12 protein-coding genes are annotated in these 13658 nt (G+C 63.6%); 3 read left to right on the forward strand and 9 right to left on the reverse strand.

Translation table 11 applies throughout. From position 1 onward, the window contains the following. Positions 1-64: 64 nt before the first annotated feature. The gene (locus ACEWPM_RS07215; RefSeq protein WP_393963311.1) at positions 65-970 is read right to left on the reverse strand and encodes a LysR family transcriptional regulator; all 906 of its coding nucleotides are present in this window, start codon (positions 968-970) and stop codon (positions 65-67) included. Positions 971-1118: 148 nt separating this feature from the next. On the opposite strand from ACEWPM_RS07215, the gene ACEWPM_RS07220 reads away from it, so the two are divergent. The 3 genes from ACEWPM_RS07220 to ACEWPM_RS07230 are packed head-to-tail and all read left to right on the forward strand — an operon-like array spanning position 1119 to position 3240. Beyond that, the gene (locus ACEWPM_RS07220) at positions 1119-1844 is read left to right on the forward strand and encodes a phosphatidylserine decarboxylase (RefSeq protein WP_393963310.1); all 726 of its coding nucleotides are present in this window, start codon (positions 1119-1121) and stop codon (positions 1842-1844) included. Continuing rightward, the gene (gene pssA, locus ACEWPM_RS07225; RefSeq protein WP_393963309.1) at positions 1841-2614 is read left to right on the forward strand and encodes a CDP-diacylglycerol--serine O-phosphatidyltransferase; all 774 of its coding nucleotides are present in this window, start codon (positions 1841-1843) and stop codon (positions 2612-2614) included. The genes ACEWPM_RS07220 and pssA overlap by 4 nt, the downstream gene beginning before the upstream one ends. Before the next feature lie 2 nt (positions 2615-2616). Next, positions 2617-3240 (forward strand): class I SAM-dependent methyltransferase, encoded by a 624-nt coding sequence (locus tag ACEWPM_RS07230; RefSeq protein ID WP_393963308.1) that lies wholly within the window; start codon positions 2617-2619, stop codon positions 3238-3240. 15 nt (positions 3241-3255) lie between these two features. Here the strand turns inward: ACEWPM_RS07230 and ACEWPM_RS07235 are convergent, their stop codons facing one another. From ACEWPM_RS07235 to ACEWPM_RS07270, 8 genes are all read right to left on the reverse strand, one after another. Next, positions 3256-3642 carry a response regulator gene (locus tag ACEWPM_RS07235; RefSeq protein WP_393963307.1) on the reverse strand — a complete coding sequence of 129 codons (387 nt, stop codon included), beginning with the start codon at positions 3640-3642 and terminating at the stop codon, positions 3256-3258. A 45-nt stretch (positions 3643-3687) separates the two neighbouring features. Then, positions 3688-5148: a sensor histidine kinase gene (locus ACEWPM_RS07240; RefSeq protein WP_393963306.1), complete on the reverse strand. Its 1461-nt coding sequence runs from the start codon at positions 5146-5148 to the stop codon at positions 3688-3690. Continuing rightward, the gene (locus ACEWPM_RS07245) at positions 5145-6662 is read right to left on the reverse strand and encodes an ATPase domain-containing protein (protein ID WP_393963305.1); all 1518 of its coding nucleotides are present in this window, start codon (positions 6660-6662) and stop codon (positions 5145-5147) included. The genes ACEWPM_RS07240 and ACEWPM_RS07245 overlap by 4 nt, the downstream gene beginning before the upstream one ends. Before the next feature lie 299 nt (positions 6663-6961). Beyond that, on the reverse strand, positions 6962-7936 hold the full coding sequence (locus ACEWPM_RS07250; protein ID WP_393963304.1) for a serine hydrolase domain-containing protein: 975 nt from the start codon (positions 7934-7936) through the stop codon (positions 6962-6964). Positions 7937-8035: 99 nt separating this feature from the next. After that, positions 8036-10243, reverse strand: coding sequence for a xanthine dehydrogenase family protein molybdopterin-binding subunit (locus ACEWPM_RS07255; protein WP_393963303.1), 2208 nt, complete (start codon positions 10241-10243; stop codon positions 8036-8038). After that, the gene (locus tag ACEWPM_RS07260) at positions 10240-11232 is read right to left on the reverse strand and encodes an FAD binding domain-containing protein (protein ID WP_393963302.1); all 993 of its coding nucleotides are present in this window, start codon (positions 11230-11232) and stop codon (positions 10240-10242) included. The genes ACEWPM_RS07255 and ACEWPM_RS07260 overlap by 4 nt, the downstream gene beginning before the upstream one ends. After that, positions 11229-11735, reverse strand: coding sequence for a 2Fe-2S iron-sulfur cluster-binding protein (locus tag ACEWPM_RS07265; RefSeq protein WP_393963301.1), 507 nt, complete (start codon positions 11733-11735; stop codon positions 11229-11231). The genes ACEWPM_RS07260 and ACEWPM_RS07265 overlap by 4 nt, the downstream gene beginning before the upstream one ends. A gap of 140 nt (positions 11736-11875) precedes the next feature. After that, positions 11876-13528 (reverse strand): mechanosensitive ion channel family protein, encoded by a 1653-nt coding sequence (locus ACEWPM_RS07270; RefSeq protein WP_393963300.1) that lies wholly within the window; start codon positions 13526-13528, stop codon positions 11876-11878. Positions 13529-13658 lie beyond the last annotated feature (130 nt).

Genomic DNA, 13658 nt, shown 5'->3' on the forward strand with positions numbered 1-13658 from the left:
CGTCGCGTGATGCCCCGAGAAATACAAATTGTTAGAATTTCTCGGGGTGATAGATTTTCGTGATCTAATGCGCCTCTGCCTTGGCGGTTTCGATCGCACAGTCCGCCGCCGCGCGCACAAAACGCGGCGCACGGGTCTGATCGAAGCGCGCACAAAGCTCGAGCGGCGATGGCAGCCAGCCGCAATCGATCCATTCCAGCCGCCCGTCCTGCGCCGCGCCCCGCACCAGAAGTTCCGGCAGAAGGGCGATGCCCATGCCGTCCTCGGCCATCTGGATGCAGGACGAGAGGCTGCTGGAATGCACGATCCGGTCGCCCGCAAGCCCCTTGGCGCTCACGAAGGCCGCCAGTTCCCGCGAAGCCAGCCCGTGGCGCGCGTGAGTCAGAACGGAAGAGCCAAGCATCGTCGCCATATCCGGCCTGCGCCCGACGCGGCGCGCAAGATCAGGCGCGGCCACCCAGGCATAGGGGTAGCGGCCCAATGGCAGCGAGGCCGAGGTTTCGTGTTGGAACGGGCCGGTTTGCAGTGCCAGGTCCAGCTGCCCTTCCGACAGTCCCCTGTCGATCTCGACAGACAGGTCGACCTGCAATTCGACCACGACCGACGGATAGGCCTCGCGAAAGCGGCGCAGAAAAACATGAAGCCAGCTACAGGCGACCAGCTCGGTCACGCCCAGCCGCAGACGCTCGGCGATCAGATCCTGCCGCGCGGCGGTCTCCAGAAACGCCTCGGACGCCCACAGGATTTGGCGCGCGGAGACCAGCAGCACCTTGCCCTTCTCCGTCAGCCGGACGGACCCTGCATCGCGGTGCAGCAGCAGTATACCCAGACGCTCCTCCAGCGCCGAGATACGGGCCGAGATGTTCGGCTGGGTCGTGCCGAGCAGAGTGGCGGCCTTGCGAAACGTTCCGATATCGACGACGCAGACAAACGCCTCCAGCTGTTTCAATGTGAACTGGCTTTTTATCATCAAGCAAGCCTCCGATCAGGAATTTGGATACAGAAGCCCGGATGCCTGTCTGCGTCAATGATGCATCTGCACCGGGCTTCACTGACCGAAGATCACCGTCGCGAGATGACCGCCCTGAAATGCGCTTGCACTCAGATGCTATCACCTTATGAGGGTGCGAGTAGCCGCTGACAGGGATGCCGCAATGAATATGCTGAGCACGTTCATCAAGCCGATGCACCCAGAGGGCATCAAGTTCGTTTCCATTTTCGGTGCCATCACGGTGGTTCTCTTTTTGATTTCATCCATTCTGGGATGGATCGGGGTGGGCCTGACCGTCTGGTGCTACTATTTCTTTCGCGATCCCGAGCGTGTCACGCCAGACCGGCCGGGCCTGATCGTCAGCCCGGCGGATGGCATCGTGTCGCTGATCGAGCCGGCAGTCCCGCCCGCCGAGCTGGGCATGGCCGATGCGCCCCTGACACGGGTCAGCGTTTTCATGAACGTCTTTAACTGCCATGTGAACCGCACGCCCATCGCCGGCGAGATCACGGCCGTCGCTTATCGTCCTGGCAAGTTCTTCAACGCCTCGCTCGACAAGGCCAGCGCCGACAACGAGCGCAACAGCCTGTGCGTGCGCATGTCAAACGGCCAGGATCTGGCCGTGGTGCAGATCGCCGGGCTGGTCGCGCGGCGGATCGTCTGCTTTGTCAAACCCGGCGCAAGGCTGCACACGGGCGAACGGTTCGGCCTGATCCGCTTTGGCTCGCGCCTCGATGTCTACCTGCCCGACGGCGTGCCCCCACTGGTCAGCATCGGGCAGACCATGGTCGCTGGCGAAACCGTACTGGCCGAGTTGCCTGCGCATGCAAGCGCACAAGCTCCCACCTTATGAAAGACGCAGGCGACAAGTCCATCAGCGAAATTCCGTTGATCCACCTGCTGCCGAACATGCTGACAATCGCATCGATCTGCGCGGGCCTCTCGGCGATCAGGTTTGGCGTGCATGGGGATTACGCTCTGGCCGTGAAACTGGTTATTGCCGCCTGCGTTCTCGACGGGCTGGACGGGCGCATCGCGCGCCTTATGCGCAGCGACAGCAAGATGGGCGCCGAGCTGGACTCGCTGGCCGATTTTCTCAACTTCGGCGTCGCCCCGCCACTGATTATTTATTACTGGGCGCTGCAGGACATGCGCAGCGCCGCGTGGATCGCCGTCATGGTCTTTGCGATCTGCTGCGCAATGCGTCTGGCGCGGTTCAACGTCGCCACCAAGGCCGAGGCCGAGACGGGCAATGCCACCTCAAGCGCCTATTTCAGCGGCGTGCCATCGCCGGCGGCGGCGCTGCTGGCCCTGCTGCCCATGTCGATCTCCTTCGCCTTTGCCGACTCGCCGATTTTGCCCGATATCATCATCTGCGCGCATCTATTGCTGGTGGGATGGCTGATGATCAGCCGCATCCCGACATGGTCCTTCAAGAAAACCCGTGTGTCGCGCAAATATGCCAAGTTCTACCTCGTGGGCTTTGCCATCATCGGGGCGGCCCTGCTGACCTATGCGTGGATCACGCTGGTCGTGCTCTGCCTGGCCTATGTCGGGTCCGTCCTCTGGTGCGTCGCCAAGACGCGCCCCACCGATCGGCCCACTCTGAACGAGGAACCCTGATCATGGATATTGATGCCGTCGAGACATCCTACGCCCGCTGGGCGCCGATCTATGACAAGACATTCGGGGTCCTGACCAATATGGGCCGCCGCCGCGCGGTCGAGTATATCAACACTCTCACCGGATCGCTTCTGGAGGTCGGGGTAGGCACCGGCCTGTCCCTGCCGCATTACAAGCCGCATCTGAAGGTGACCGGTGTCGATTTCAGCGCTGAGATGCTGGCCAAGGCGCAGGCGCGGGTTCAGCGCATGGGCCTGTCGAATGACGTGATCCTTCGCCAGATGGACGCGCGCGAGTTGGACTTTCCCGATGGCAGCTTCGACACCGTGGCGGCGATGCATGTCCTCTCCGTCGTGCCCGAGCCCGAGCGCGTCATGTCCGAGATTGCCCGCGTGCTCAAACCTGGCGGCCGTGTGGTGATCACCAATCATTTCGTGCGCACCGAAGGCGTCCTGGCTTTTCTCGAACGCATCTCGGCGCCTTTTGCCAACATCCTTGGCTGGCATTCCGATTTCGAAATCGAGACCGTCCTGCAAGAGCAGGCGCTGTCGGTAGACATGCAAAAGTCGCTGCCGCCCTTCGGAATGATGACCTTCCTGGTCCTCACAAAGACTGGGCGCATCTGAGCAAGCGCGCCGCCGCTAGGACCTCGGACGCCGGGCGATGTCTGACAGCGCCTCGATGATCTTGCTGGTCGGATAGGGTTTGGGGAAGAATGCCGCGCCATCGGGCAGTTCCGTCCGGTCGACATCAACGATGCCCGATGCGATGATGATATCGATCTCAGGCCAATGCTTGCGGACATGGTCGGCCAGCTCTAGCCCGTCCATCGAGCCGGGCATGTCCACATCGGTAAAGAGGATGCCGATATCCTCCTCGCGCTCCAGCGCCAGCAAGGCGGCATCGGCCGATTTGGCCCCATAGGTGCGAAAGCCCGCATCCTCGATCATGTCGATCGCTTCCATGCGGATCAGTGGCTCGTCCTCGACGACGAGGACGGCGGGAAGGGATGTGCTGTCTCGCGTCATGGGGAACCCAATTCGACTGGTTGAAAAGTGACTGCCCGCGTCATTTCAGGCCGTCAGACCCGAAACAGGCGCTTCGAGGTTAAAGAGCAAACCGCGCGGATCGTAATCGAGTTCCGCAGCGCCATTGAAATACCCCGCCAGCGCCTGCTCGACCATTCGGCTGCCAAAGCCCTGACGGCGCGGCGCGGCGACGGGCGGCCCGCCGCTCTCGCTCCAGCCGAAACGGAAAACCTCGCCATCCTCGCCCGGCTGGACGGACCACGCGACCCGCACGCGCCCCTGCGCATTCGAGAGCGCGCCGTATTTGACCGCATTGGTCGCCAGCTCGTGCAGGGCCATGGTCAGGGCCAGCGCCTGCTTCGACCCGATGGGGATGTCGGGCCCAGTGATCTCAAAGCGGCCCTGCCCGGTGCGATGCGGCGACAGAGCGGCATCGACGACCTCCCCGATGCGCGTCTCGGTCCAGACAGATTGGACAAGACGATCATGCGCCCGCGACATCATGCCGATGCGTGACTGGATCGACGCCTTGGCATCCTCGAGATCGTCGGCCTGCCGCAAGGTTTGCGACACGATCGCATGCACCATGGCCAGCGAGTTTTTCACACGGTGGTTCATCTCGGCCAACATCAGCTGACGCTGTTCTTCGGCCTGCTTGATCTTGTGAATGTCGGTGCAGGTGCCATACCAGCGCACAATTTCGCCATCTGCCCCCCTGACGGGCTGCGCGCGCCCCAGAACCCAGCGATATTCGCCCGAGCGGTGCCTGAGCCGGTATTCGATCTCGTAAGGCTCGCCCGTCTCAAGGCTATGGCGCCATCGCGCCCATGCGCTGTCCTGATCTTCCGGGTGGAACATGTCGTTCCAACCCTCGCCATCGGTCGAGCCTTCAGGCATGCCCGTGAACTCGTACCAGCGGCTGTTGTAGTAATCGTGAAACCCGTCCGGCAGCGTCGACCAGATCATCTGGTCCACGGAATCGGCGATGGCGTGAAACTTGGCCTCGCTTTCGAAAAGCTGGCGCTCGCGCAGTTGGAGCTGTTCCATCTGCGCGCGCGCCTCGTGCTGGCGCGCGCGAGCGGTCAGGGCCGAACGGACGGCGCGCGCCAGCTCTTCGGCATGCAGTGGTCGCGACAGAAGAACGGCATTGCGCAGAGTATCCATCCGCGTTGCCGCCCGGTCCGAGCGATGCCGGACCGCGCCATTGGCGAGAACGATAAACGGGACGTCGGACCACGCCTCCTGCTGCGCCAACGCCTGCGCAAGATCCTCCTCGCCCGGCCCGCTCAGCGCCTCTTCGGTCACGAGAACGGCACCGATCTGCCCCTCGATCAACGCGGCAACGGCGCCCAGCGTGGACACCACGATGGCCGCAATCCCGTCCCTTGCCAAAAGCTGGCGCGCGACCTCCGCGTCGCGCCCCCGCGGCGCAAGGATGGCAACCGCCGACAGGATGTCGGCGCCCTCCTCCTGCGGCGGGGTCGAGAACGCGGCCACATCGGTCACGGTCGCGCGGCCTCTCCGTCGCTCTCAAGCGACAGCAGGCTGCCATTGCCGGGGTTGTAGACCGGCGCGCCCGACAGAAGGCCCGAGAAGCTGCGGATGGGTTGCCCGACTGCGATGCCGTCCTTGTCGATCCTGAACTCGCGCACGCTGCGCTCATGATCCGAGGTCCGGGTCTTGATGACGGCAATGGATTTGCGCACCTCCCCCTCGGCCTCAAAGAACCTCAGCATCATCACCGTATCGGCTAGATAGCTGATATCCAGATCCGAGCGCAGATCGCCCGTCACCCCGTGTTGGCCCAGGATCATCAGCGAGACGACCCCCTGCTGCGCCAGATAGCTGAGCAATTCATGCATCTGAAGCACAAGGAAATTATCGCTGGGCATCGCATGCAGATAGGCGTTGAGGCTGTCGATCACCACGACGCCGACATCATCCTCTTCGACCGCACTGCGCACCGCGCTGGCAAACTCGCCCGGCGACAGTTCCGCCGGGTCAATCTGACGGATCACCAGCAACCCGTCGTCGATGAAAGGCTGCAAATCCATGTTCAGCGCCTTCGAGCGGATCATCAGGGTGGACAGACGCTCATCAAAGAGAAAGAAATGCGCCTTTTGTCCACGCTTGAGCGCCGCGATCATGCAGCGCACGGCCGTCGTCGTCTTGCCGACGCCCGCAGGCCCGACCAGCAGCGTATTGGTGCCGGGAAAGAGGCCCTCGCCCAAGAGCGCGTCCAGTTCGGCAAGGCCGGTCGTTACCGGATCGGTGGAAAAACTGCGGTGATGCTCGGCGGCGATAAGGCGCGGATAGACACATATGCCGCCCCGTTCGATGCTGAAATCATGGTAGCCGCCATGGTATTTCAGGCCGCGCATCTTGACGATCCGCAGGCGCCGGCGCTCGGACCCGAAATCATTGGCCAACTGTTCCAGCGAAATCACCCCATGGGCAATCGAGTGCAGTTGCAGGTCCCCCGGCTCGGCGGTCCGGTCGTCCAGCATCAGCACGGTGCATTTCCTGCGCGCGAAGAAATGCTTGAGCGCCAGGATCTGGCGGCGATAGCGCAGAGGGTTCTGTGCCAGCAGGCGCAGCTCGGACAGGCTGTCAAGCACGACACGGGCGGGGTCCGTCCTCTCGACCAGTTCGATGACACCGCGCACCGTCTCGCCCAGTTCAACCTCGCTCGGATGCAGCAGCGTTTGCTCGTGATCGAGACCGAACTCGTCTTCGGCGACCATTTCGAACAGCTCGATCCCGTCCAACGTCCAGTCATGCGAAGCTGCAACCGCGCGCAGCTCGTTCTCGGTTTCGGAGAGGGTGATGTAGAGACCCTGCTCGCCCGCCTCCCGACCTTCCATGAGGAATTTGAGCGCCAACGTGGTCTTGCCAGAACCGGGTGTGCCCTCGATCAGATAGAGGCGCGAGGGCGTCAGGCCACCCCGCAGCACATCGTCCAGACCGCGCGTTCCGGTCAATATCCGGGGCTGGGGATCACTTGTTTTGGGGGTATTCATATCATCGCTTTCCGGAGACGCCTTGCGGATTCGCCAATGCCGTCTTTAATGCCAACATGGGCCACAACTTATTACGCGGCCCATGCGCTTGGCAATTCGATCATGGTTGCGCAGGAGTGCCGAACCTATGATTTGCACCCAGCCAGTTTGAGGCGTCTTGCTTCCGGTGCGGACGAATTGGATCAACATGCGTGATACCAGCGTCCAGACCAGCGCGCCCGGTTGATGGCGATAGGTTGAGCGATGCGTTGCAGCGATATCGCCCACCCACAGCGCCGGGTATCGTTGCCCCCAAATGACTATCCAGCAGCCAGGATCGGGCCATTCAGCAGGCGCATCAGATCGCCGAAATACCCTTCGGAGCGGGCGGGCTGCGCCGGGTCCGACGTGATGGCAACGGCCAAATTCTTGCCTCGGTGCGCCGCTATGATCTGGCCGCCATAGCCGCGCGCAAGCGCGTAGCCAGAGGGCGTCAGGAACCAGCCATAGCCATATGACAGCCCTGACCATGGCGAGCGCGCGCGGGGCTGGATCGACGCGTCGATCCACGAACGCGGGATGACCTGTTGATCCGCAAATTGGCCTCCATCGCGCAGCATGGTCGCGATATCCAGCATGGCGGTCGGCCTCAGCGCCATTTCATTGCCGCCGAGATAATAGCCCTGCGGATCGCGCGTCCAGCCGGGGATTTCAAACCCCATCGGCTCGCCCAAGCGGGTGCGAGCCTGCGCCAGCAGGCTTTGCCCCGTCGCCTCCGCCAATGCCGCGCCAAGGATATGAGTGGAGCCGGTGGAGTAGAGCATTCTGCCCCCCGGCTCAGCCACCATCGGGCGGCTCAGCGCATCAGCCAGCCAGTTGGACGAACTGACCCAAGCGCCGTAATTCGGCCCTGACGTGCGCTCAAGCCCCGCGCGCAGGGTCACCAGATCCTCCATCGTGATATCGGCCGCGCCGGGCGTCGCACCCTGCGGCAGGATACCGGGGGCGATGCTGCCCAGCGTCGCCTTGACGCCCGGCACCTCGCCCTGTTCAATCGCGGCTCCGAGCAGCAGGGCGACGATGCTTTTCGAACAGGATTTTATATTGGCAAGGCTGTTCAATCCGGGCCCGCGCGGCGCTTTGGCAAAGACTGTCTCACCGCCGCGTCGCACCTGCAGCGAGTGAAGCTGTGGAAGCGCCTCGACAGCCGCGTCCAGATCGCTGCCTTGCGCGCGAACGATATTCGGGACGGCAAGCGCCGTGGCGGCAAGGCAGAGGGTGCGGCGGGTGATCATACGGCCAGGATGCGCGGGCGGCGGACCACTGTCCAGCGCGACACGCTCACATTTGCGTTGGCGCCACGGTCGGTGACGCACGCCAAAGATTGCGCCCGCTCAGCCAAGTTCTGGCAGCCCGTCCAGCACCTTGTCCAGCGTTGCGGGATAGTCGCGCACGCGCGTACCGGTGGCATTGTAGATCGCGTTCAGAACCGCGCCCGCGGCGCCGCAAAAGCCCAGCTCGCCGATCCCCTTGGACTGGATCGGGCAGGCCCAGTTATCACGCTCGTCCAGCAGGATCACGTTCAGCTGCGGCACGTCCAGATTGACCGGCAGGTGATATTCGGCCAGATCGTGATTGACGATATGGCCGTCGCGCGGATCATGCACCATCTCCTCGGTCAGTGCCATTCCGATGCCCCAGACCATGCCACCATAGCATTGCGACGTGGCGGTCTTCTCGTTCAGGATGCGGCCCGCGCCGAATGCGCCTGTCATACGGCGCACGCGCGTCTCGCCGGTCACGGCATTAACCGCGACCTCGCAGAAATAGGCGCCATAGGAGGCCTGGCTGACATCGCTGCCCGCGTCGCCCGGCTTGACCGTGCCCTCGGCAAAAAGGGCGCCCTCGGACAGGATCTCGGTCAGATCGCGGCGCACATTCCCGGCGACCGCCTCGCCATCGCGGATGTCGAGATCGGCGTCGCGCACGCCCAGCGTCTTGCAGATCTCGGCTCGCACCGCCTCGCAGGCCAGAAACACGGCCGAGCCAACCGATGACGCGCCCCATGATCCGCCGGAGCCCGAGCCCTTGGGATGCTGCGAGTCGCCCAGCTTGGCCGTCACCTGCGACATCGGCAGGCCCAGCATTTCGCCCGCGACCTGGCTGAGGATGGCGTAGGTGCCGGTGCCGATATCAGTCATGTCCGTCTCGACCGTGGCATGGGCCAGACCGTCCTCGCCCAGCGACAGGGTCACCCGGGCCGAGGCATCGCCGATCATGTTGACGCGGCTGGCCCCGGCCATGCCGTGCCCGATCAGCCATTCGCCCTCGCGCAGCCCGCCAGGCGTGCGGTTCCGCTGATCCCAGCCAAAGGCCTTGGCCCCCGCATCCATCGCCTCGGCATATTTGCGGGAGGAATAGGGAATGTCCCTTTCGGGATGCCGCTCGGGCAAGTTGCGCTTGCGCAGAACGACGGGGTCCATGTCCAGCTTCTCGGCCAGTTCGTCCATCGCGTTTTCCAGCGTGGGCATTCCCACAGCCTCGCCGGGGGCGCGAACTGATCCCGCGCAGGTCCGGTTCAACCGGGCAATGTCGATGGCCAGCTTGCGATTCTCGGCAGCATAAAGGAAATGGGTCGACTGGGTAACAGGCTCGGAAAACGCCTCGCCTTCGAGGTTCGACACGCGCGCCTCGTGTCCCAGACCGGTCAGTTTGCCATCCGCATCAGCGGCGAGGCGCAGACGCTGCGTGGTTTCGGACCGACGCATCGTCGCCTCGAAAATCTGCGGCCGGGTCAGGGCGACGACCACGGGCCGGCCCAGTTCCTTGGCCGCGATGGCCGCGCCAACCGCTTCGGGCGCGAGACCCAGTTTCGAGCCGAACCCACCCCCAACATAAGGCGCGCACATATGGACATGGCTCACGTCAATGCCCAGCGCATCGGCCAGCTCGTTCACGTTGAAGTTCAGCATCTGGTAGCTGCCATAGAGCTTCAGGTCGTCGCCATTCCATACGGCGGCCGAGCAATGCGGCTCCATCGCCGCGCTGCTGTGGCAGGGGGTGGTGTAGGTGGCATCGACGCTGGCATGGGCAGACTGCATCGCCGCCTCCAGATCGCCTTGCGAGAAATTCTCGCCCTCTTCGGTCTCGGCCTCTGCAGGATCAAAGACGCCCTTGGCCACATCCCATGTCATCTTCAGGTTCTGCGCACCGTGCCGCGCGGCCTCGAACGTTTCGGCCACGACCAGCGCGACGGGCTGGCCCATGTAATGCACGTCCTGCGGCCCTTGCACGGGGGCCTCGTTTGCGGTGCCCTGCGCCGGGTTGCGCAACAGGCGCTCATCGGTGATGACGCCCAGCACGCCCGCCATGTCCTCAACCGGGCCGGTGTCGAAGGATGTGATCCTGCCCCGCGAAAAAGGCGCGCCGACGAAGACGCCATAGGCGGTGCCGGCGAGGTTCCATTCATGCGCATAGGTCGCGGTGCCGGTCACCTTGCGCGGGCCATCGGGCCGGTCCAGAGGCTTGCCGACCAGTCCCTGCACCATATCGTCCAGCCGCCGCTCTGTTGCCGGAGCGTCCATCGTGACTGTCTTGTTCATGCTGTCTCTCCCGCAGCGCATACTTCGCGCAGAACCGCCTTCAGCGTCCTTCGCGTCAGGGGAATCTTGAAATCATTGCCGCCATGGCCCTTGGCGTCCTTCAGGAGAACATCCGCAGCCTCGGCAAAAAGCGCGTCCGACGCGACCTCGCCCCGCAGCACGTCCTCGACCGCGACATCGCGCCAAGGCATGTGCGCGACCCCGCCAAAGGCCAGCGCAATATCGGTGATCCGGCCCCCGCCCATCTGCGCGACGGCCGCCACCGAGACGAGCGCAAAGGCGTAAGAGGCCCGGTCGCGCACCTTGCGGTAGGCATGGCGCGCGCCAGTCATGGGTGCGGGCAGGATCACGGCGGTGATCAAATCGCCCGGCTCCAGAGTGTTATCCTTGTCAGGCCGGTCCCCCGGCAGGCGATAGAATTCCTGCAAAGGCAGTGTGCGCACCGCACCGCCCTGCCCCTCGATCTCGACCTCGGCGCCGAGCGCGCGCATGGCGACGGCCATGTCACTGGGATGGGTCGCGATGCAGGAGGGGCTGGCGCCAAGGATGGCGTGAATGCGGTTGAAGCCCTCCATTGCCTGACATCCCGAACCCGGTTCGCGCTTGTTACAAGGCATATCGGTGTCGTAGAAATAATAGCAGCGCGTGCGCTGACAGAGGTTGCCGCCCGTCGTCGCCTTGTTGCGCAGCTGGCCCGAGGCACCAGCCAGCAAGGCACGCGACAGGACCGCATAGTCACGACGGGGATCCGGATGCGCAGCCAGATCGCTGTTGGTGACCAGCGCGCCGATGCGCAGCCCGCCCGCATCCGTCCGAGTGACCTGTTTCAGGTCCAGACGATTGATGTCGATCAGCCGGTCCGGGGTCATCACCTCAAGCTTCATCAGGTCCAGCAGGTTCGTGCCGCCCGCGATGATCGTGGCGCCCTGCGCAGCCGCCTGCGAGGCGCCGGATGTGTCGGTGGCGCGGTCGTAGTCGAAAGGCTTCATGTCTTCTCTCCGGCGATCTCGGCAATGGCGGCGACGATGTTGGGATAGGCGGCGCAGCGGCAGATATTGCCGCTCATCCGCTCGGAAATCTCCTCGGCGGTCAGGCGCACCTGCGCATCCAGATCCTCCGAGACGTGGCTGGGCCAGCCCGCCTTGATCTCCTCCAGCATCGCCGTGGCCGAGCAGATCTGGCCGGGGGTGCAATAGCCGCATTGATAGCCGTCATGGCGCACGAAGGCGTCTTGCATATCGGACATGCCATCCGGTGTGCCCAGCCCCTCGATCGTGGTGATCTCATCCCCCTCATGCATGCAGGCGAGGGTCAGGCAGCTGTTGATGCGGCGTCCGTTGACGAGGACGGTGCAGGCCCCGCACTGGCCGTGGTCGCATCCCTTTTTCGAGCCGGTAAGGCCCAGATGATTGCGCAGCGCATCCAGAAGCGTGGTACGCGTATCCGCGTCGAGCTCATGGGAGGTGCCGTTGATCTTGAGTTCGGTTTTCATGGTGTCATCCTGCTGGGTCCGGTCATGCCTGCACATGGATGCAGACGCGGTGCCGCGCGTAGGGCGACGCTGGCTTAACCCGGCAGATGCCCGCTGGTTCCGTGATCAGGTTGGCAGAAACGCATCCCGATAGCGCCGCGTTACTTGCGCTGCAACTCCAGCCGGTCTTGCGGCCACCAATCGGGATAGTCGTCGCGGATGCGCTTGAGCAGGCTTTCCCGCAGGCGCATCGCCGTCTCCCATCCGGTAGAGGGATCGGGGGACATCGCGTAGAATGACAGCTCCTGTCCCGCCTCGCTATGCCCCGTGACCGCCGCGAAGAGGTGATCATGTTCGATCACACCGTCGTCGTTCTTGGCCAGATCAAAGAAGATCTCGCGCAGAACACCCATATCGGCGCGGTGATCCAGAAAGATTGTGATCGTCTTGAGGATGCGCGCATCCGTCACGGACCAGTTCTCGAAGGGTTGCGAGACGAAATACTTGACCGGCACGATGATGCGCCGCTCGTCCCATGTGCGCAGGCGCAGGAACGTGTAGAAGATGCTCTCGACATAGGCCCAGTTGCCCTCGAAGAGAATGCTGTCGCCGATGCGGATCGGCTTGGCGAGGGCAATCTGCAGCGATGCCATGATGTTGCCCAGCACCGCCTGCCCCGCGATACCCAGCAGCACGGTCAGAACACCCGCCGAGGCCAGCAGCGACATGCCCAGCGAGTCGAAAAGGTTGAGCCGTGCCAGCACCACGATCACTGCAATCCCAACCATGAGCAGCACGATGATCCGCCGGATCGCGTAAATCGAGGTGTAAAGCTCGCGCTCGTCCAGACTGCGCGTGTCGTCGATATCGCCGATCACGCCGCGGGTGACGCGATCGAGCACCGCATCGACGATCTTGAGCGCGGTAATGCCTATCCCCGCCACCATGACGATCAGCAGGAAGGGCCGCAGGATGGTCGTCGCCGGGCCCGAGAAGGACACACCGATCTTCAGCATGAATTGCGCCGCTAGGGCTACGGCGACAAAGCCCAGCGGCACGCGCGAGCGATCCAGCGCCTGACGGATCAGAGGCCGGTTTATCTTGGCCGCCGCCCAGCCGACGATCCGGCTGACGACCCAGCCCAGACCAAAGAGCGCGGTCAGCATGACAGGCAGCAGCAACCACTCCCACAGGCGCAACCCGCCCAGCTGCATCGTCAGGCGGTCGGGGATGTAGCGCTCGAAATGACGCGGCCCGAAGGCATCATAAAGCACCGGAATGTTCTGAACGGTCTGGGGAGTGAAGAGCCAGACGGCGTCCATCTCGGGCGCCTTGTAGCGGCCCAGCCGGATCTCGTAGGCCTGCCCGTTCACATCGACCATCTTCAACCCGATATCGCGCCGCGGCTTGCCGGCAAGCGCGTTATTCGACGTTCCCGTCTCGAGCATCGCGTCGGGCCGTGCCGAAAGGCCCGCCCAATCGATCCAGAGCTGGCGCTCGATGACCAAGGCAAGCTGGCGCGCCAGTTCCGCGCCATCTTCGGCACGGCTGCGTTTCGGAAGATCGGTAAGGTTCAGATAATGCGCGGCGTCCGAATACCGTTCGTCCTCGGTCAGGGCCATGAAACTGCGCACCGCCTCGCGCGGGGTGCGGCGCTGGATATCGGGAGTGTCTGGACCCACTTTTATCGCTGGGCCGCTGATCTCGTACCAAGACCCGTTCTCCTCTTGCGCGGACAGGGGCGCGCCCATGCCCAAAAGGACAAACGCGAGGGCCAAAACGTGCAGGCATGTCTTGAGGACGAAGCTAGGCATAGCCTTGGATCGTGTCGGGAAGGCGCCGCAAGATCAAGCAGGTATTGGGAAAGCTGGCATCTCTCGGCCGGCAGCGGCGCGGATCAACCCTGGCGCGGCGACGTGCACGAGGGACGCCGTCCAATGCCGT

It is taken from the genome of Roseovarius maritimus, from assembly GCF_043355895.2.
Lineage (GTDB): Bacteria > Pseudomonadota > Alphaproteobacteria > Rhodobacterales > Rhodobacteraceae > Roseovarius > Roseovarius maritimus.